Source organism: Clostridium sp. K04 (assembly GCF_019734375.1).
GTDB classification, from domain to species: domain Bacteria; phylum Bacillota; class Clostridia; order Clostridiales; family Clostridiaceae; genus Clostridium; species Clostridium saudiense.
Window position 1 is genome coordinate 41,434 of record NZ_JAASHD010000002.1, and the last position, 21,340, is coordinate 62,773.

Consider the following 21,340-nt stretch of genomic DNA (forward strand, 5'->3'; position numbering starts at 1 on the left):
GAAAAAATAAGCTAAGAGGTGTTTTACATGGGATATAAACTTAACTTAGAAAATATGAATTTAGCTTTAAAAGAGTTAAAGAAAACATATAGAATCTATGCTCCAAAAGTTTTTGAAGGTGCAGGAACTTTTTCTGATACTGATAGAGTAAGATATGGAGAAGTTTCTACAATAGAAGAAATTGAATTTGATAAAAAATCAAGTTATTCATATAAAGAAACAATTTTACCTACAAGACAAACTTTATTCTTCTTTAATGATGATGAATGTAAAGAAGCAGAAGTAGATGAGAGACCAGCGTTAGTATTCTTAAGAAGTTGTGAAATTCATTCTGTAAAGAGAATAGATGATATATACTTAAGAAATGGCTTTGAAGATATCTACTATAAAAAGATGAGAGAAAATGCAAAGTTTATCTTAATTGGTTGTGAAAACAGTTTTGAAAATTGTTTCTGTGTAAGCATGGGATCTAATAAAACTGATGAATACAATGCTTATATCAAGGTTGATGGACAAGATGTGTACTTAGATGTTAAGGATGAGGAAATTGCAGCTATTTTAGATTATGTAGAAAAAGAAGAAAAGGAAGTTACTCCTGATTTCGTTACAGAAAATCCAGTTAAAGTTAATATTCCAGAAAATTTAGGTTTAGAAGTTATGAAATCTACAATGTGGAATGAATATAATGAAAGATGTATAACTTGTGGTAGATGTAACTTTGTCTGTCCAACATGTACATGCTTCACTATGCAAGATATAACTTATAAAGATAATAAAAATGCTGGTGAAAGAAGAAGAGTATGGGCATCATGTCATGTGGATGGATATACAGATATGGCTGGTGGACATAGCTTTAGAAAAGAAAAAGGTCAAAAGATGAGATTTAAAACTCTTCATAAAGTATATGACTACAAGAAAAAGTGGGGATATCATATGTGTGTTGGATGTGGTAGATGTGATGATATATGTCCAGAATACATCAGTTTCTCTACAATCATTAATAAGTTAGAAGATGCTATGAACGAGGTGAAGAATAATGACTAAGAATGAATACATACCATTTAGATCAGAAATTTTAGAAGTAATTGAACATACTCCAATAGAATATACTTTTAGAATGGCTTTTAACGGAGATGTTAAACCAGGTCAATTCTTTGAAGTATCTCTTCCAAAGTATGGTGAAGCACCAATATCTGTAAGTGGAATTGGTGAAGGATATGTTGACTTAACAATAAGAAGAGTTGGTAAAGTTACTAATGAAATATTTAAAAACTATGTAGGAGATAAGTTATTCTTAAGAGGACCTTATGGAAATGGTTTTGATATAGAAAACTATAAAAACAAAGAAGTAATAGTAGTTGCTGGAGGAACAGGTCTTTCACCAGTAAGAGGAATAGTAGAATACTTCTCTAAAAATACAAATGATTGTACAAGCATGACATTAATTACAGGATTTAAGTCACCAGAAGATGTTTTATTTAAAGAAGACATGAAAGAATGGGAAAAGACTATGAATCTTATTTTAACAGTTGATACTGCTAAAGAAGGTTATGAAGGTAAAGTAGGATTAGTTACTAAATATATTCCTGAATTAGAAATAAAAGATATGGATAATGTACAAGTAGTTGTTGTTGGACCTCCAATGATGATGAAGTTTACTGTTTTAGAATTCTTAAAGCTTGGAATAAAGGAAGAAAATATCTGGATTTCTCAAGAAAGAAAAATGTGCTGTGGAATAGGTAAATGTGGACACTGTAAAATAGATGATACTTATATTTGTTTAGATGGACCAGTATTTAACTATACAGTAGGAAAATCTTTAATTGATTAGGAGGAAGTAATTAATGGATATCAATACTAAAAAGCTAAAAAAGAATGCCTTTAGAGTTACAAAACATAGAGGTCTTACAGCATCAAGAATAAGAGTTCCAGGTGGACACTTAAATGCTAAATATTTAGGTTTAATTCAAGAAATTGCTGAAACATATGGTAATGGAACAGTTCATTTAACTACTAGACAAGGATTTGAAGTTCCAGGAATCGATATGAAAAACATGGATAAGGTTAATGAATTACTTCAACCAATCATTGAAGGATTAGAAATTAATCAATTAGTACCAGGTAAAGGGTATACATCTGCTGGTACAAGAAATGTAAGTGCATGTATAGGAAATAATGTATGTCCATTTGCTAATTACAATACAACTAACTTTGCTAAGAAAATAGAAAAAGCAATATTCCCAAATGACTTACACTTTAAGGTTGCTTTAACAGGATGTCCTAACGATTGTATGAAGGTTAGAATGCATGACTTCGGTATTATTGGGATGACTGAACCACAATTAGATGAAAGTAAATGTATATCTTGTGGTGCATGTGTTAGAGCTTGTACTAAGAAATCAACAGCAGCATTACATGCTGAAAACTATACGCCAGTTAGAGATCATAGCAAATGTATCGGATGTGGTGAATGTGTAATTAACTGTCCAACAGGAGCATGGACTAGAAGTAAAGAAAAATACTATAGACTTGCCATTATGGGTAGAACAGGTAAGAAGAATCCAAGACTTGCTGAAGACTTCTTAATTTGGGCTGATGAAGAAAGTATAATCAAAATAATAGTTAATACTTATAAATATGTTGAACAATATATTGATAAAAATGCACCAGGTGGTAAAGAGCATATTGGATATATTGTAGATAGAACTGGATTTGAAGAGTTTAAGAAATGGGCTTTAGATGGAGTTACATTATCAGATAAAGCTATAATGATAAATAATGTATATTGGAGTGGTATCAAATACCCTAATATATAATGACTAAAAAGAGCACTGATGTGCTCTTTTTTTATGCGATAATTTACTTATATGGAGTAATAACGGAAAATTAAATATTATATTTTGAGGAATAAGTTGAATTTCATCTTTAATTTATATAATTAATTTCGGATAATTTGATAAAGTTTATAAAGTGGTTATCACTTGGGTAAATTACTTTTAAAAAAAGTATGACAATAGTATTTAAGAATTTTATTTTTAATGGAAACTCGCTCTTCATTATCATTCAGAGGAGTAAGTTAAGCTAACTAAATTAAAATTTAGAGCTTTTAAGGGAAACTCGCTCCTCATTATCATTCAGAGGAGTAAGTTCAGCTAACTAAATTAAAATTTAGAGCTTCACTTAATTTTCACAATGTAAAATTCATATCTTTGGGGAAGGTTACATAAGAATGTATAAATAAAGTTTGTAAAGGTGGTAAAGAAGATATGAAAAAAATAGTGGTATTTATATTAATGTTATTTTCTATAAGTGTAGTTGGGTGTAGTAGTAATATATCATCTAAAGATATTAATGAAATGAAAGAAATTGTAGATAAAGTGCTGTCATATGAAAATTCATATGATGATGAAGTAAGTAATTATATTGATGAAGACACATTTAATGAATGCAATTACGAAGTTTTTTACAGTTACCTTATTGGAAAAGTTGAATTTACTAAATATGAAAGTGAAGTTAAGGGAGTAACAAAGGAAGATGGAGAATATAAGCTTTGTATGGTTTTAAATATGGAGGCACAAGGGACAACTTTAGAAAGTGATGGGGTAGAGGAAGGATATGATTCAGTAGAGGGAAATAATGTTCCAGTAGAGGTTGTTCTTAAAAAGGAAAAAGGAAATTATGTAATTAAGAGTGTTAAGGAGTATGAAAGTTTAGAAATAGCTGAAAATGAAAATGTAAATTTCCGAAAAAATCAATAATATACGTGGTAATTTATTGTAAGTATAAAATTACCAAATTGTTATAAAGTCAGAAAATATGCAGAAATTTTATTGGTATTTTTATGGTTATTAAGGAATGTGAAATTTAGATTAGTCATTATTGGTATGTAACGAAGGAATCTACTGTTAGTTCTGTGATAAAAATATGATATAACTGTATCTGGCGGCTTTAGTGAAAGTAAAAAGTACTTTGAACTAATAAGATATTGGACAATATTAAGTTGTTCGAAAAAATAAAAAGGAGTGGTACAGATGAAGAAAAAACTAATTGCCAGTATAGTTACATTAACAGTGCTAGGGGGGGCGGTTACACCAACTTTTGCAGCTGTAAAAGAATGTTCTCAAGGAAAAACAAATTTAATAACAATTAATAAAGTAAGTTCTTCAGAAACAAATTCAAGTGAAAATAATAAATGTAGTATTTCAGGTGGCTTATTACAAGGAGTAATATTCAAAAAAATATGGTGGTCGAATAGTTCATGTGGAAGTATAATTATTGGAGGAACAGTAGACAAGCCTAATAATGGAGGAAACAATAACAATAATAATAACGATAGTATAGTTCCACCAAGTAACAATACTGAAACACCAGAGGATACAATAGTTCCACCAACTGTTGATGAAACACCAAGTACACCAGATACACCAACAGTGGATGAAACGCCAAGTGTTCCAGATACACCGGTAGTGGATGAAACACCAAGTGTTCCGGATACACCAACAGTAGATGAAACACCAAGTGTTCCAAATACACCAGTAGTTGACGAAACACCGGATAACTCTACAGAAAATAATGTAACTAATGCGGATGAAAACTTTATGGCAGCTGTAGAAACAGCTATATATAATAAAGTAAATGAAGAAAGAGCAAAAGCAGGAGTTCCAACATTAACATATAATACAGTAATGCAAAAATACGCTAGAATTAAATCGCAAGATATGGGAGATAATAATTACTTTAGTCATGAAGATTTAAATGGAAATCTTATAACAACTCAAATGAAAAAAGACGGCGTATCATATAAGGCATGGGGAGAAAATATAGCCTATATTGGCGGTAATATAAGCGCAGATGCTTTAGCAGAAAGATTTATGACAAACTGGATGAACTCATCAGGTCATAGAGAAAATATATTATCAACTAACTTCTCAAGTATAGGAGTTGGAGTATATAAAATAGGTAATAAAGTATATGCTACTCAAGAATTTTATAGATAATTAAATAGTTAAATAAATATTGAAATGAGAGATTGTAAATAAAAATTGCAATCTCTCATTTTTTTTATATTTAAACGAATTTTATGCTATACTTTAATAATGATTGAAAGAGTTGTAAAAAAGGCTGTAGATTTTATATAATATGAGGAAGAAATATTTGAGGTGAAAAAATGAAACCATTAGCAGATTTAATTAGGCCTACACAATTAAGTGAAGTTTGTGGTCAACAACATATATTAGGAGAAAATAAAATTTTAGATAGAATAGTAAAGAGTGGTAGAATTTCAAATATGATATTTTATGGGCCACCAGGAGTAGGAAAGACCACAGTAGCGAATATTATTGCAGAAAAGGCAGGAAAAAGATTTTATAAGCTTAATGCTACAAATGCTTCATTAAAAGATATTCAGGAAATAACAAAAGAGTTAGATACTTTTTTAGGCGTTAATGGTGTGGTTCTTTATTTAGACGAGATTCAAAACTTTAATAAAAAGCAGCAACAATCACTTTTAGAATATATTGAAGATGGAAGAATAACTTTAATTGCATCAACTACAGAAAATCCATATTTTTATATTTTTAAGGCTTTACTTTCAAGATCAACTATATTTGAGTTCAAACCAGTAGAAGAGGATGATATAAAGAAAGCGCTTAATAGAGCTATAGATATTAAAAGTAAAGGATATAATGAAATAAAATTAGATGTTAAAGATGAAGCTATAAATTATTTAGCATCTTATTGTAATGGCGATGTAAGAAAGGCTATTAATGGATTAGAAATTGCATTAAATTCAACTAGGCCTAATAGTGATAAAATTGTAGTAATTGATTTAAATGTTGTTAAGGATTCAACTCAAAGTAAGGTAATTGCTTATGATAATGATGGTGATGCACATTATGATATACTAAGTGCCTTTCAAAAATCAATTCGTGGTAGTGATGCTGACGCTGCTATTCATTATTTAGCTAGACTTATTAAGGCTGGTGATTTGATTTCTATTTGTAGAAGATTACAAGTAATTTCAGCGGAGGATATAGGTCTTGCTTATCCACAGGCAAGTTTAATTGTAAAGTCACTAGTTGATTCTGCTAGGGAATTAGGATTTCCAGAAGCAAGAATTCCACTTGCAGAGGCAACTATCCTTTTAGCAACAAGTCCAAAATCTAATTCAGCATATTTAGCAATAGATGCAGCATTAAATGATTTAGAAAATATGTCTATAGGGGATATACCTACTCATTTAAAGGATGCTCATTATAGTGGAGCGTGTAAAATGGGAAGAGGAATTGAATATAAATATCCACATAGCTATCCTAATCATTATGTAACACAACAATATTTACCTAATAACTTGAAAAATAGAACTTATTATGAGTATGGAGATAATAAGTTTGAAAGAGCTACAAAAGATTATTGGGATAAAATTAAAAAGTAAAATAATAATATAATAAAATGGGGAAACAGATGATGAAACAAGAGAAGTATAATGATTATTTACAAATTTTAAAAGAAGAACTAGTACCAGCAATGGGATGTACTGAACCTATTGCCATAGCATATGCAGCTGCAAAGGCTAGAGAAGTATTAGGGAAAATGCCAGATAAGGTTGTGGCAAAATGTAGCGGTAATATAATAAAAAATGCAATGTGTGTAACTGTTCCTAATACAGGAGATTTAGTAGGAATTAAGGCTAGTTCAATAATTGGAGTTTTAGCTGGTGATTCAAGTAAAGAATTGCAAGTTATTAGTGAAGTAGGAGAAGAGCATATAAATGAAGCTAATAAACTTATGAATGAAGATTATTGCTTTGTTGAAAGATTAGATACAGATATTCAGTTACATATAGTAATGGAAGTATATAGTGAAAATGATAGCGCCATAGTTGAAATAAAATATGCACATAATAATATATCTAAGGTAATAAAAAATGGAGAGATATTATTCGAAGGTAATGAGGATCCAAGTAAATATTTAGGTGTATTTATTGATAGAAGTATTTTAAATGTTAATGATATATATGAATTTGCAAATACTGTTGATATTAAAGATATAAAAGAATTGTTAGATAAACAAATAGAGTATAACATATCAATAGCAGAAGAAGGATTAAAAGGAGAATATGGAGTAGGTATAGGTAAAATGCTTATGAAATGCTATCCAAACTCAATTGTTACTAAGCTAAAAGTTTATGCTGCAGCTGCTTCAGAAGCAAGAATGAGTGGTAGTTCATTACCTGTTATGACTAACTCAGGAAGTGGAAATCAAGGTATGGCAACTTCAATTCCAGTAATAATATATGCAAAAGAAAAGGGATTGTCTGAAGAGTTATTATATAGAGGGTTAGTATTCTCTAATCTAATGACTATACATCAAAAAACAGGTATAGGAAGACTTTCTGCCTTTTGTGGGGCTGTAAGTGCAGGATGTGCTAGTGGAGCTGCAATTACATATTTAGAAGGTGGTACATTAGATCAAATAAATAAGACGGTTACAAATACATTAGCGAATATTTCAGGAATAGTTTGTGATGGAGCAAAGGCATCTTGTGCAGCTAAAATAGCTACCAGTGTTGATGCTAGTATGATGGGGCATTATCTTGCTATGGAAGATCAATGTTATAGTGCTAATACGGGTATATTGAAGGAAAATATTGAAAAAACAATAACTGCAGTAGGTAGATTAGGTAAAGAGGGAATGAAAGAAACTGATAAAGAAATACTAGAAATAATGCTTGAAGTATAATGAATTTTAATAATATAAAAAGTTAAAAATATTTAAATAAAATAAATGATGTAATGAATAAAACTCATTAAAAAAGTTTACATAAAAAATTTGAAGTTAATTCTGAAAGTATGTGTATTTCAGGGTTGACAAAAACAGAGTAAGTTAGTATGATATAAACATAAAGCAGAGCAAAAAAGTCTGAATAAGGGGTGAGAAAATGAAACTATCAACTAAAGGAAGATATGGAGTAAAAGCCATGGTTGAATTAGCAATCCATTATGGAAGTTCTCCCCTATCAATAAAAACTATTTCGCAAAGGCAAGGAATATCTGAGTATTATTTAGAGCAATTATTTTCACCGCTAAGAAGAGCAAAACTTATTAATAGTATAAGGGGGGCTCAAGGTGGATATGTTTTAGGTAGAGAACCTAAGGATATAAAAGTATCTGATATAATGTACGTCCTTGAGGGCCCAATAGAAATTGCTGATTGTATTGAAGGGGTATCATGTGATAATATAGATTGCTGCGCAACTAGACTTTTATGGACAAAAATTAAAAATAGTATAGATGAAGTTATGGAAGGCATAACGTTACAAGATATAGTAGATGACTACAATAAAATTAAAGAAAAGAATGAAGCATTAACATTAAAGAGGAGTGAGCAATAATGAAAACAGTATATATGGACTATGCGGCTACTACTTATGTAAAGCCAGAAGTTTTAGAAGAAATGATGCCGTATTTTACAGAAAAGTTTGGTAATCCATCATCTTTTTATGGAATATCAAGAGAAACTAAGATGGCAATTGATAAAGCTAGAGGTCAAGTTGCTAAAGCTTTAAATTGTGATATGAATGAGGTTTACTTCACAGGGGGTGGATCTGAGTCAGATAACTGGGCAATTAAAGGTATTGCATCAGCACATAGAAAAAAAGGAAATCATATAATAACTACTAAGATAGAACATCATGCAGTTCTTCATACTTGTGAATATCTAGAAAAGAATGGTTTTGAAGTAACTTATTTAGATGTTAATGAAGAAGGATTTATTGATTTAGAAGAATTAAAAAATGCAATAACTGATAAAACTATTTTAGTATCAATTATGTTTGCAAATAATGAAATTGGAACTATTCAACCAATAAAAGAAATTGGTGCAATTTGTAGAGAAAGAAAAGTTCTATTCCATACAGATGCAGTTCAAGCAGTTGGAAATGTTCCAGTTGATGTAAAAGAAATGAATATAGACCTTTTATCTTTAGCAGGACATAAGATTTATGGACCTAAAGGAATAGGTGCTTTATACATAAGAAAAGGTGTAAGAATAGACAACTTAATCCATGGTGGAGGTCAAGAAAGAGCTAGAAGAGCAGGTACAGAAAATATAGCTTCAGTTGTTGGATTAGGTAAAGCTATAGAGTTAGCTACAAATGATATTGAAGCTCATATGGAAAGACTTACAGTGCTTAGAGATAAACTTATAGATGGAATATTAGAAAGAGTTCCATATTCATATTTAAATGGACCAAGAGGTGATAAGAGATTACCTGGTAATGTAAATGTAAGATTTACGTATATAGAAGGTGAATCAATTTTATTATCTTTAGATTTTGAAGGAATATGTGCATCAAGTGGTAGTGCTTGTACATCAGGATCATTAGACCCATCACATGTACTTTTAGCAATAGGATTACCACATGAATTAGCTCATGGATCATTAAGATTAACATTAGGCGATGGATCAACAGAAGAAGATGTTGATTATGTTTTAGAGGTATTACCTGGAATTATTCAAAGAATTAGAAATATGTCACCATTATGGAGTGATTTTGTTAAGAAGGGAGAAAAATAATTATGATATATACAGATAAAGTTATGGACCATTTTAGAAATCCAAGAAATGTAGGAGAAATTGAAGACGCAAATGGTATTGGAGAAGTTGGAAATGCTAAATGCGGAGATATAATGAGAGTTTACTTAAAGGTAGAAGATAACATTATTAAAGATGTTAAATTCCAAACTTTTGGATGTGGATCAGCTATAGCTTCATCTTCAATGGCTACAGAAATGATTAAAGGAAAGACTTTAGAAGAAGCTTGGGAATTATCAAATAAAGCAGTTGCTGAAGCTTTAGATGGACTTCCACCAGTAAAAATGCACTGTTCAGTATTAGCTGAAGAAGCTATACACAAAGCAATTAATGACTACAGAAAAAATGCTGGTTTAAGCACTGAAGGATGGGAATTCGAAGAAACAGATCATGATGAATTACATGATGCAGTACACGGACACGAATAAAAAACTTAAGGTGTGATTTGATGGAAAAGAAGAAAAAAGTAGTTATAGGTATGAGTGGCGGAGTTGATAGCTCCGTTGCTGCTTACCTTTTAAAAGAACAAGGCTATGATGTAATTGGTGTTACAATGCAAATATGGCAAGAAGATAAAGATTATACAGAAAGAGAAGGTGGGTGTTGTTCACTTTCAGCTGTAGATGATGCAAGAAGAGTTGCAAATAAGATTGGTATTCCTTTTTATGTAATGAACTTTAGAGATAGCTTTAAAGAAAAAGTTATTGATTATTTTGTTCAAGAATACATAGATGGAAAAACACCAAATCCATGTATAGCATGTAATAAACATTTAAAATTTGATGAGCTATTAAGAAAAGCTCAAGGTATAGGTGCGGATTATGTTGCAACAGGTCACTATGCTAAAATCGAGCAAGATGAAAATGGAAGATATCTTTTAATTTGTTCAGATGATGATAGAAAAGACCAAACATATGCATTATATAACTTTACTCAAGAACAATTAGCACATACTCTTATGCCTTGTGGTGAATATACTAAGGATAGAATAAGAGAAATTGCTAAAGAAATTGGATTATCAGTATATAATAAGAAAGATAGTGAAGAAATTTGCTTTATACCAGATAATAATCATGGTAGATACATAAGTGAAGCTAGACCGCTAGAAGTTGTACCAGGAAACTTTGTTGATAAAAACGGAAATATATTAGGGCAACATAAAGGGATAGTTTACTATACTATAGGTCAAAGAAAAGGACTTGGAATAGCTCTTGGAAGACCTGTATTTGTAACAGATATTAATCCTAGAACTAATGAAGTAGTATTAGGTCCAGAAGAGGATATATTTAAGACTGACTTAGTTGCTAAGGATGTTAACTTTATTCCATTTGATAAGCTTGAAGAACCAATAACAGTTGAAGCAAAGGTTAGATATTCAGGAAAACCAGCTGAAGCAGTTATTTCACCTTTAAGAGATGGTAAAGTTAAAGTAAGTTTTAAAGAAAAACAAAGAGCAATAACAAAAGGTCAATCAGTTGTTTTCTATCAAGGAAACAAAGTTGTTGGTGGAGGAATTATTGCCGGAATAATATAAAATAAAAGGTCGTAGCATTTGAACTTATAATTATATGATAATGGTTCATTTGCTATGACTTTTATTTAATTAAAAGCTAAGAGTAAAGTTAGTTAAGAGTTAATAGTTAAAATTTAAGGAATGAATTCAGCTTATGCTAAATTTCTAAAAATATATAATATAGAAACTCCAAAAGGAGTTTCTATATTAATTATTAACTAGTAACTAATAACTATCAACTAAACTAAAGTAGCTCTATGCCAGCTTCTTCACATTTTTCGTGAGTATAGTTATCCCAAATAGAAGCTTGAACTTCTCCTATATGTGCTTTTCTTAAGAAGAACATACAAATTCTTGATTGTCCAATTCCTCCGCCCATAGTAAGTGGTAGTTTATCTTCAAATAATGCTTTGTGGAATGGAAGTTCACGTCTATCTTCACAGTTAGCTTTCTTTAATTGATAATCTAAGGCTTCTTTATCAACTCTTATGCCCATAGAAGATAATTCAATTGCTGAATCAAATAATGGATCATAGAATAAAATATCTCCATTTAAGCTCCAGTCATCATAGTCAGGACTTCTTCCATCATGCTTTTCACCAGATTTTAATGTATCACCAATTCCTTGAATAAATACTGCCTTATGTTTTTTGCAAATTGCATTTTCTCTTTCTTTAGCTGTAAGTTCAGGATACATATCTTCTAATTCTTGTGCCGTTACAAAAGTGATATCTTGTGGTAGAATTTTTTCGATTGAAGGATATTGTGTAGATACAAAATCTTCAGTAGCTTTAAAAACAGAAAATATCTTTCTTACTGTGCTTTTTAAAGTATCAGTAGTTCTTTCTTCTTTTGTAATTACCTTTTCCCAATCCCATTGATCTACATAAATAGAGTGTAGATTATCTAATTCTTCATCTCGTCTAATTGCATTCATATCAGTATATAAACCAGATCCAGGTTGAAATTTATATCTGTGAAGCGCAAATCTTTTCCATTTGGCAAGTGAATGAACTATTTCTAAGTTACTATCTTTAATAGCAAGCATATCAAAGCTTACAGGTCTTTCTATTCCATTTAAGTTATCATTTAAACCTGAACCATTTTCAAGGAATAGTGGAGCAGAAACTCTTGTTAGGTTTAAAGTTGCGGCAAGTTTGCTTTCAAAAAAATCCTTGACTTTCTTTATTGCTATTTCAGTTTCAATTAATGATAAGTTTGATTTGTAGTTTTGTGGTATAAATACCTTTGATTTTAATTCTTTTGTCATGTTAATAACCTCCTAAAAATAATATAAAAAAACCTTCCATCCTAAATAAATAGGACGAAAGGTTACTTCCGCGGTACCACCTAATTTGCATCAAGCCTCTTAATCAGTGCTAAATTAATAATAATTTAAGACTGTCCTTTTTTAACGGTAAGGCCCCGTCTAAGTCTACTTAAGTGAGATAAGTGAGATTCCAAATTTTAATTTGGCAAATCGAACTTACATCTTTGACGTAAGGAAAAGATGTTTCCTTTTAAGGTTCAATTTTAATTTGGCAAATCGAACTTACATCTTTGACGTAAGGAAAAGGTGTTTCCTTTTCAATCTCAATTGTTCGGTTAGAAGCTCAGGAATGTTTTTCATTAAAACTAATCTTATAAGGCTTACACCATCCCTTACTCGCTTAAAGATATCATTAAAATTACTCTTTCCTTCAATGCTGATTATGTGTTTTAAATTTAAATTAATATTATAATATACTAAAGTTAATAAGATGTAAAGAGTAAAAATGAATAAAATGTAAAATATGTGTAAGCTATTAATTACTATTATTGAAAATAGGGACATATTATTTTACTTTTTACATAATATAATATAGAATAAATAGTTGAAATAATAAATTATTTTAAATATAAATTTTTATGGGGAGATGAAAAATGAAGAAAAAAATTAATTGGCAAAAGTTATTAAGCTACTTTGTGTTAATTACTTTAATTTTGACTACTATATTCTTAATTTTTGAGATAAATGATGCACCAACAGTTGCAGATTCAACTGAATCTTTTGTGCGTTTAAAAAGTGATTATGCATTGATGTTATCTCAATGTATTTTAGGTATAGTAGCAATGTTATTACCAGGGATGTTAGAAAATAAATTTAAAATAGCAATCCCATCTTATATGTTGATTTTATATACAATATTCTTATATGCAGCAATATATTTAGGTGAAGTTAGAAGTTTTTATTATAATGTTCCAAATTGGGATAATATATTACATACTTTTAGTGGAGCAATGATTGGAGCTTTAGGATTTTCAATTGTTACTTTATTGAATAAGACAGAAAAGGTACCAATAGTTTTAAGTCCTCTTTTTGTTGCGTTATTTTCATTTTGTTTTGCAGTAACATTAGGTGTTATTTGGGAGTTTTATGAATTTACCTTTGATGGAATTTTAGGGCTTAATATGCAAAAATTCGCCTTGGAAAATGGTACTCAATTAATAGGAAGAGCTGCATTAACGGATACAATGGTAGATTTATTTGTAGATGCAGTTGGAGCATTTATAATGAGTGTTATTGGTTATATTTCATTAAGGTATAACAAAGGCTGGATTGAAAAACTTCAAGTAAGAAGTACAAGAAAATAATAAATATAAAAAGTAAAATGAATTATAATATTAAAATTCATTTTACTTTTTTTATTATTAAAAAATAAAATTTTTAGTAACTAAATGTAAATATTTTTAATTATAAAGAGGAGAATATAATATTTTGTTGGAAAAATTTTCAGCATAAGTATATAATTAATATAAATAATTTAAATAAAATTTGGAGGTTATAAAGTGGGATTAAATTGGAGTTTAAAAGAGCTATATGAATCATTTGAGAGTGTTGAATTTAAAAATGATATGAATAGCCTAACTGAAGAAATAAATGAAATAAACAATTGGATTGAAGAAGCAGTTAAGGATTATGAAAATGTATTAGAAAAGTTAGAAGAATATTTAAATAAATATATAAAATTAGAGGAACTGATTAGTAAGTTAGGGCAATTTATTGAACTAAGTATTAGTGTAAATACAAAAGATACAGAAGCACTTAAAAATTCAGATATCTTTGAAAAGAAGTTAACTTATTTAGTTAAAGGTTCTACTAAAATTGAAAGGTATATAAGTGAAATAGAGGATATTGACTCTATAATTGAGAAATCATCATTATTAAAAGAACATGCATTTTTATTAAAGAGTATAGTTGAAGATAGTAAATATTTATTAAGTGAAAAAGAAGAAAATATAATTGCAAATATGAGAAATACAGGATCAAATGCATGGAGTAAATTAAAAGATAATTTAATTTCATCATTAACTGTTGAAATGACAGAAGGTGGTAAAGTAAAAGAATACCCATTAACAGTTGTTTTAAATATGGCTTATGATAAAAATGAAAAAGTTAGAAAAAAAGCTTATGAAGCAGAAATAAAGTCATATAAGAAAGTTGAAGAGGGAGTGGCTGCTGCTCTTAATGGAATAAAGGGTGAAGTATTAACTGTTTGTGAATTAAGAGGATATGAATCTCCATTAGAAGAAACACTTTTAAATTCAAGAATGGATGAAGAGTCATTAAATGCAATGATTGAAGCAATGAAAGAAAGTTTACCTGTATTTAGAAAGTACTTAAGAAGAAAAGCAGAAATATTAGGGCATAAAAATGGATTACCATTTTACGATTTATATGCTCCAATTAATAATGCCAATATGAATTTTACTTATGATGAAGCTAGTAAATTTATAGTCAAGAATTTTAGAACTTTTAGTGATGATTTAGCAGATTTCGCACAAAAGGCTATTGATAATAATTGGATAGATGTAGAGCCAAGAGAAGGAAAAGTAGGAGGAGCTTTTTGTCAAGGAATTCATACTTTAGGTGAAAGCAGAATCTTATTAAACTTTGGGGGAAGTTTTGGTGATGTTGTTACTATGGCTCATGAACTTGGACACGGATTCCATGGTGAGTGTCTAAAAAATGAATCTATATTAAATTCAGATTATCCTATGCCAATAGCAGAAACAGCATCAACATTTTGTGAAACTATAATAAAAAAAGCTGCAATTAAAGATGTTAAACATAAAGAAGCTTTAGCTATATTAGAAACAGAAATTTGTGATTGTACACAAGTTATTGTAGATATTTATTCAAGATTTTTATTTGAAAAGTCAGTATTTGAAGCTAGAAAAGAAAGTGCATTAACAGTTGAACAAATAAAGGGACTTATGATAGAAGCGCAGAAAGAAGCTTATGGAGATGGATTAGACGAAAAGTTTTTACATCCATATATGTGGGCTTGGAAACCTCATTATTATGATGCAAATTATAATTACTATAACTTCCCATATGCATTTGGACTTTTATTTGCAAAGGGATTATATGCTGAATACCTTAAAAAAGGTGAAGATTTTGTAAGTGAATATGAAAAACTTTTGTCAATTACAGGTAAAAATAAAATAGCAGATATAACTAAAGAAGTAGGAATTGATATTCATGATAAAGAGTTCTGGAAGAATTCTTTAAAGACTATTGAAGAGGATATAGAAGAGTTTATTAAAATGAGTAAAAAACATTAAGTTAAAGAGGTGAATTACAATGGATATAAATTTAAGCAAAGATGAAATTATTGTTGTTTTAGATGCACTAGTAGAGGGGATAGCATTTGATAAGAATGCTGATGATATTAAAGAAGTATATAATAAAATAGTAAAGCAAGCACATATGGAAGAGTATGAAATGTTAGGCTAATTTATAAGAATAAGAGTAATAAACTATAATATTAGTTTATTACTCTTATTTGTTTATAAAGGACAATAGTTTAGAAAAAATAATTTAATTTATAATGAAACAAATTTAAAAAATATATAAGTTACAAATGTTATATAAATATAATAAGTAATAATGAACAATGATATAAATAAAATTATAAATTTACTATGATTAAGAAAGCTTAGGAGTTTATCTAATAATATATCAAAGCTCCAAGATTTATTTTGAAGTACAGTTTCCTTAATTTTTAGAGGAGAATAAGTACTATCTTTATTTATTTTATTTTTAATAAAATAAGGTAAATCCTCTGCGGTTACTATTGGTGTATCAAGTACTTCATTTTGTTTAATAACAAGGCTTTTTTGAGGAAGAGCAATTATATTGGTTATAGGAATATCAGAAGACAAAATGTCTTGTAGTATGTTATAACAATTGGTACATTCATCGTATATTTTATTAAGTACATTATTATCAAGTATAGTATCATCATTTAAATCTTCATTATCAAATGCAATTTCATTAGAATATTTGTTTTTTGTGAAATCTGTATAAGGATAAGTTAATGTTTTAATTGCAAAAACTCCACTATTTGTTATTACAAGATCATCAATTAAGCAACTATCTTCATCATTATTTTCTAAGTGAATATTATTTAAAATAATACTATCATTTTTTAAAGCTCTTAAATTGTGCGAAACTTTATATGAATTAAATATAGTATCAAATAAATAACTTAAATCTATATATATTTTTTCGTATATCTTGAATTTAATAGCGCATATATTTACTAAATATAAAAAGTATATAGTTGCTAATGTATTAAATTTTATATGAAGAAAAAAGCCAATAGTAAAAAGTAAAAATGGAAACCTTAAAAAAGGTTTAGTTAATATAAAAGTTAGTGTTTTTACAATGGCTTTTATTATAAATTTCAAAAGAGTAAATATAATTCTAAAAGTAAATAAAATAATATCTCCTAAAACAAGCAACATTTACGTAGCCTCCTTTAGTATTAGAATATCTACTTTTATGGAAAATTATTCATCTTTAATTATAAATTGTTTAGTTTTACCCATAAAATATGCTAAACGTATCATTTCAATTTCTTCTTTTGACATTTTTCTGTTATATTTCTTTTCAAATTCATTGATTAGTGCATTTGAATCAAGTTTTTCTTTTTTTACTTTAGGTCGCTTAGTATTGGCTTTATTAATTGGCTTAGATAATAATTGCTTATTATATATTTTTTTAAATACTTCTGCAGTATAATGTGCATCAAAAAATGCATCATGGAAATCACCATCAATAGGTATTTCTAATGCTTCAACAGCTTTTTTTAAGCCAATTTTTTGACCTTTAGGAACATTAAGCAGTTTAGTTGCATAGTGCTGAATATCAATATATTTTTCAGGAATAAAGGTAGTGGGAATATTATAAAATCCCATATTCTTTATTAATTCTGTAATATCAGAATCACCCCATACAACTAAAGTACTCTTATCTTTTCCAATAAAATCAATGAATTGTTTAAAAACATCAATAAAGTTATAAGAAGCATTTAAATCATTAATATTTATTTTTGTTAATTCTTCAACATAAGGATGAAGCCTTTTATGAATATTAGGTTTAATTAAGGAATTAAATGTTCCTATGGTTTCAAAATTTTTATTTAATTTTATTGCTCCAATTTGAATTATTTCAAATAGTAAAGATGGTTTAGGAGCATCTATTACTACATCTTCAGGATGTTGTTGATTAAATTCTAAATCAAAAATTATATAGTTCATTTTACACCTACGATAAAATTTTTATTTTTTAGTCATTTACATAACTTCTATTACATATATTAAAACATAAATAATTAAAAATGTCTTAAAAAGAGGTGTAATAAATGAGTATTTATGTTTTAAAGGAATATGTTGAAGAATGTATTAAGAATGGAATAGAGCCAACATTTGAAGGGTTAAATATTTATTATAAATCAAAAGAAATAAATTACAATAAATAATATTTAAAGAAAATTTACTATTAACTTTATAAGAAAAGCATATAATAAATAAAGATACATTAAGATTAAGTGTGGTGAACATAATTTGAAAACAAAAAAATTAACAGAAGCAGCAATGTTATCAGCTTTATTTGTGGTTTCAAGCATGGTAGCAATTTACACAGGAATAGCATATACATTATATTTGGATATGATAGTGCCACTTTTTATTTGTCTTATATTTATGAGGCTTGATTTTAAGTATACATTATTATCTTCTATTACATCATTGCTTATTGTAACTCTTGCAGTAGGTGACGTAGCATCAGCAATTTGGATGAGCCAAGGAATTATAATGGGATTGATTTGTGGGTATTTTATCAGGAAAAAAGGTACAATATTTGATGATTTATTTTATTCAGCAATTTTAGGAACTTTTGTTATGGTTTTGATTGATATTTATTTTTCTAAATTAACAGGTTATAGTTTTATGAAAGAATTTGATAGTTATACAGAAATGTTTCCTTTAAATGGTGAATATATGGAAGTTGCTTTTAATATTTTTGTTGCAACAATGCCTATAGGTACAATATTAATATCTTATATTGGAGCTTTATTTATAGGTAAAAAGCTTAGAATATTAAATGAAAATTGTAATGAAAAATATATGATAATTAAAAACTTTAAAAGATATGGTTCTTATATATGTTGTAGCACGAGTACATATTATTTTGGAATTATATATTTAATTTTAATTGAAATATTAAAATTAACAGGTTTTGAATTTAAATTCGTTTATTTTAAAACGGTAGTAGTGGCAATTAGAGTAGTAGTAATATATTTTGTTTTAAAAGATTCCTTTACATTTGTAATTAGGGGATTATCTACAAAGGTGAAATCTAATGGTGCATCGCAATTAATTTGGTTGGGGGTGCTTTATATGCTGCTAGTTGACTTTAAAGCTACGTTTATTATTTTGGTAGTAGGAAGTTTAGTAATTAACTATTCAATGAAGCTAAGGGAATCACAAATAAATATGTTAAATAAAGTTGTTTTAAAAAGACAGTAAAAATTACTTTTAAATAATATATCTTTTATTTTAAAGTTATTTATTGATAAAATTAATATTAAGTAATGTAATTTGATTAGCCTTATGGTAATATATAGTATGCTATAGAGTTTATAAAAATGTAATTTTTATAAAAGATAAGATAAAAATAACAAGCTAAGGTTTATTATATAATTAACAAAGATGAAAGATATATTGAGGTGAGGGATAATGGCTACGTTGAAAGAAATAGCAGAGAAGGTAGGAGTATCATTAGCTACTGTATCAAGGGTTTTAAACAATGATAGTGGAATTTTAGTCGCTGATGAAACTAAGGCACAAATACTACAAGTAGCAGAGGAATTAAATTATAGAACAGCAAAGCAAAGAAAAGGTAAAAATTTTAGTAAAAATATGTTTATAGTTGGAATTGTTGAAATGTATGATGTAGTTAAACAATTACAAGATCCATATTATTTACTTTTAAGAAATATAGTAGAAAAGAAAGCCTTTGAGAATAATATTAAGCTAGTTAGATTTTTTAAGCAAGATAATGAATTTGAGTTAGCAGAAGAAGTTGAACTACAGGGAATAATTGCAGTTGGTAAGTTTACTTCGGATGAAGTAAATGAATTATCGAAAAGAACACAAAATATAGTTTTTATAGATTCAGCGCCAAATGATGAATTGTATGATAGTGTTAAAGTTAATTATAAATTAGGCGTTAAACAAGCATTAGATTATTTTTTAGAGCTTGGACATAAGGACATAGGATTTATTGGGGAAAAGTACACTTTAGGAGATAATAAAATACCTATGTTCGATGATAGACTAAAGTTCTTTTATGAATATATGAATAATAAACAAATGCTAAAGGAAGAATTTATAATCAATAGTAGTATGACGGCTGAAGGTGGGTATGAAGCAATAAATAAATTTATAAGATCTGAAAGTAAAATGCCAACAGCATTCTTTACAGCTAATGATACAATTGCAAGCGGTGTTATTAAGGGACTTCAAGAAAATGGAGTTAAGGTTCCAAATGATATTAGCATAATAGGATTTAATGATACTATAATATCTCAATATACTAATCCACCATTAACGGCTATAAGAGTTCATATAGAGTATTTAGGAGAAGTTGCAGTTGAACTTATGATGGAGAAATTAAAGGGAAGACAGTACGCTAAAAAAGTAATAATACCAAGTGAGTTTATATTAAGAAATAGTGTTAAGTATGTAAAATAGTTAATTTTAATTAATAAATTAGAGATTAAAATAGTAACAATAATATTTATTATTGTTACTATTTTTTTTTATTATAAATTAATAACTTGATATTTTTAGTAAAATACTATATATTTTTACTGTAAACGTTATTAAGGGGGTTGCTAGGTGGAGGTTAAAAATGGAAACAATTAAAAGTGGGATTTATTCAAATTACGGATATAATGAAGAAGATGTTGAACAGGTAAAGATAAGTATTAATAAAATTAAAAAGGATGGATATTTTAAAGGATGTAATAACTTAAATATTTATTACCAAGTATTTTCTGTAATAAATGAAAAAGGTAGAATTGTAATTTCGCATGGGTTTTCTGAATGTATAGAAAAATATAATGAGTTAATTTACTATTTTACAGAAATGGGCTATTCAGTATATGCAATTGAACATAGGGGACATGGAAGATCAGGTTCATTTGGAAAAAAACATAAAAGTCAAATAAGTATAGATAAGTTTGAATATTATGTAGAAGATTTAAGGATTTTCTTAGATACTATTGTTGTAGGAAAAGACGTTGATTTATATTTATATGCACATTCTATGGGAGGAGCTATCGGTACAATGTTTTTAGAGAAGTACTGTGGATATTTTAAAAAGGCTATATTAAGTGCTCCGATGATGGATATAAATACAGGGGAATACCATAAGGCTATATCTTATTTAATAAGTCAGATATATATTAATATTGGAAAGGGAGAGGAATTTTTATTTGGACAAGGTCCATTTGAAGGGAAATATGATTTAGAGTCATCAGGAACTTCTAATATGTATAGATATAAAAATCATTTAGATTATTTAAACAAAAACGAGGAATTGCAAAGATGTGGTGGAAGTTTTAAATGGCTTAATGAGTCTTTAAAGGCAACTAAGGAAATATTAAAGAAAAGGAATATTGAGAAAATAAATATACCAATATTGTTTTTTCAGGCAGGGAGAGATACCTTTGTAAAAGAAAAAGGGCAGAATAAATTTTGTGAAATAGCAAATATGTGTAAAAAGATAAGATTTGAGAATGGGAAGCATGAACTTTATATGGAAGATGATGAAATTATGATTGAGTATTTAAAAAATATAAGTGAATTTTTAAAATAAAATTTTACTAAAAAACTTGA

The 21,340-nt window shown here is 28.3% G+C and carries 20 protein-coding genes; 17 read left to right on the top strand and 3 right to left on the bottom strand.

Translation table 11 applies throughout. The features are described 5' to 3' along the window. The first annotated feature begins 27 nt into the window (after positions 1 to 27). From asrA to mnmA, 11 genes are all read left to right on the top strand, one after another. Entirely contained in the window at positions 28 to 1,044 is a 1,017-nt protein-coding gene (gene asrA, locus HCG70_RS01305) for an anaerobic sulfite reductase subunit AsrA (protein WP_042395299.1), read from the top strand. Next, positions 1,037 to 1,831, top strand: coding sequence for an anaerobic sulfite reductase subunit AsrB (gene asrB, locus HCG70_RS01310; protein ID WP_042395302.1), 795 nt, complete (start codon positions 1,037 to 1,039; stop codon positions 1,829 to 1,831). Before asrA ends, asrB begins: the two co-directional genes overlap by 8 nt. 13 nt (positions 1,832 to 1,844) lie before the next feature. Next, complete coding sequence (gene asrC, locus HCG70_RS01315) at positions 1,845 to 2,816, top strand: sulfite reductase subunit C (RefSeq protein WP_042395305.1); 972 nt, start codon at positions 1,845 to 1,847, stop codon at positions 2,814 to 2,816. A 450-nt stretch (positions 2,817 to 3,266) separates the two neighbouring features. After that, positions 3,267 to 3,758, top strand: a complete 492-nt coding sequence (locus HCG70_RS01320; RefSeq protein ID WP_055276241.1) for a hypothetical protein — start codon at positions 3,267 to 3,269, stop codon at positions 3,756 to 3,758. 273 nt (positions 3,759 to 4,031) lie between these two features. Beyond that, positions 4,032 to 4,997 (top strand): CAP domain-containing protein, encoded by a 966-nt coding sequence (locus HCG70_RS01325; RefSeq protein ID WP_052330598.1) that lies wholly within the window; start codon positions 4,032 to 4,034, stop codon positions 4,995 to 4,997. A 170-nt stretch (positions 4,998 to 5,167) separates the two neighbouring features. Next, positions 5,168 to 6,433, top strand: a complete 1,266-nt coding sequence (locus HCG70_RS01330) for a replication-associated recombination protein A (protein WP_221697393.1) — start codon at positions 5,168 to 5,170, stop codon at positions 6,431 to 6,433. 29 nt (positions 6,434 to 6,462) lie between these two features. After that, positions 6,463 to 7,740 carry a serine dehydratase subunit alpha family protein gene (locus tag HCG70_RS01335; RefSeq protein ID WP_042395312.1) on the top strand — a complete coding sequence of 426 codons (1,278 nt, stop codon included), beginning with the start codon at positions 6,463 to 6,465 and terminating at the stop codon, positions 7,738 to 7,740. A 199-nt stretch (positions 7,741 to 7,939) separates the two neighbouring features. Then, complete coding sequence (locus HCG70_RS01340; protein WP_042395317.1) at positions 7,940 to 8,392, top strand: Rrf2 family transcriptional regulator; 453 nt, start codon at positions 7,940 to 7,942, stop codon at positions 8,390 to 8,392. Beyond that, entirely contained in the window at positions 8,392 to 9,576 is a 1,185-nt protein-coding gene (nifS, locus tag HCG70_RS01345) for a cysteine desulfurase NifS (RefSeq protein ID WP_042395320.1), read from the top strand. Before HCG70_RS01340 ends, nifS begins: the two co-directional genes overlap by 1 nt. A gap of 2 nt (positions 9,577 to 9,578) precedes the next feature. Next, complete coding sequence (gene nifU / locus HCG70_RS01350; RefSeq protein ID WP_042395324.1) at positions 9,579 to 10,022, top strand: Fe-S cluster assembly scaffold protein NifU; 444 nt, start codon at positions 9,579 to 9,581, stop codon at positions 10,020 to 10,022. 20 nt (positions 10,023 to 10,042) lie between these two features. Then, on the top strand, positions 10,043 to 11,128 hold the full coding sequence (mnmA, locus tag HCG70_RS01355) for a tRNA 2-thiouridine(34) synthase MnmA (RefSeq protein WP_396020993.1): 1,086 nt from the start codon (positions 10,043 to 10,045) through the stop codon (positions 11,126 to 11,128). Positions 11,129 to 11,351: 223 nt separating this feature from the next. Here mnmA and asnA read toward each other — a convergent pair whose 3' ends face one another. Next, complete coding sequence (gene asnA / locus HCG70_RS01360) at positions 11,352 to 12,377, bottom strand: aspartate--ammonia ligase (RefSeq protein ID WP_055291444.1); 1,026 nt, start codon at positions 12,375 to 12,377, stop codon at positions 11,352 to 11,354. Between the two features lie 653 nt (positions 12,378 to 13,030). Here asnA and HCG70_RS01365 point away from each other — a divergent pair. The 3 genes from HCG70_RS01365 to HCG70_RS01375 all read left to right on the top strand — a co-directional run bounded on the left by HCG70_RS01365 (position 13,031) and on the right by HCG70_RS01375 (position 15,887). Then, positions 13,031 to 13,741 (top strand): hypothetical protein, encoded by a 711-nt coding sequence (locus tag HCG70_RS01365; RefSeq protein ID WP_042395332.1) that lies wholly within the window; start codon positions 13,031 to 13,033, stop codon positions 13,739 to 13,741. A 195-nt stretch (positions 13,742 to 13,936) separates the two neighbouring features. Next, a complete protein-coding gene (locus HCG70_RS01370; RefSeq protein WP_195949021.1) occupies positions 13,937 to 15,715 on the top strand; it encodes a M3 family oligoendopeptidase in 1,779 nt (592 codons plus the stop codon). Between the two features lie 19 nt (positions 15,716 to 15,734). After that, on the top strand, positions 15,735 to 15,887 hold the full coding sequence (locus HCG70_RS01375) for a hypothetical protein (RefSeq protein WP_156327405.1): 153 nt from the start codon (positions 15,735 to 15,737) through the stop codon (positions 15,885 to 15,887). A gap of 89 nt (positions 15,888 to 15,976) precedes the next feature. On the opposite strand, the gene HCG70_RS01380 is transcribed toward HCG70_RS01375, so the two are convergent. Both HCG70_RS01380 and HCG70_RS01385 read right to left on the bottom strand, forming a co-directional pair. Beyond that, a complete protein-coding gene (locus tag HCG70_RS01380; RefSeq protein ID WP_042395337.1) occupies positions 15,977 to 16,900 on the bottom strand; it encodes an NERD domain-containing protein in 924 nt (307 codons plus the stop codon). 45 nt (positions 16,901 to 16,945) lie between these two features. After that, positions 16,946 to 17,695, bottom strand: a complete 750-nt coding sequence (locus tag HCG70_RS01385) for a 3'-5' exonuclease (protein ID WP_042395339.1) — start codon at positions 17,693 to 17,695, stop codon at positions 16,946 to 16,948. Between the two features lie 306 nt (positions 17,696 to 18,001). Here HCG70_RS01385 and HCG70_RS01390 point away from each other — a divergent pair, with 306 nt between their 5' ends. The 3 genes from HCG70_RS01390 (at position 18,002) to HCG70_RS01400 (ending at position 21,320) form a co-directional block, all read left to right on the top strand. Further along, entirely contained in the window at positions 18,002 to 18,964 is a 963-nt protein-coding gene (locus HCG70_RS01390) for a DUF2232 domain-containing protein (RefSeq protein ID WP_221697395.1), read from the top strand. A 210-nt stretch (positions 18,965 to 19,174) separates the two neighbouring features. Then, on the top strand, positions 19,175 to 20,191 hold the full coding sequence (locus tag HCG70_RS01395; protein WP_221697396.1) for a LacI family DNA-binding transcriptional regulator: 1,017 nt from the start codon (positions 19,175 to 19,177) through the stop codon (positions 20,189 to 20,191). Positions 20,192 to 20,351: 160 nt separating this feature from the next. Then, on the top strand, positions 20,352 to 21,320 hold the full coding sequence (locus HCG70_RS01400; RefSeq protein ID WP_042395348.1) for an alpha/beta fold hydrolase: 969 nt from the start codon (positions 20,352 to 20,354) through the stop codon (positions 21,318 to 21,320). The last annotated feature ends 20 nt before the right edge of the window (positions 21,321 to 21,340 follow it).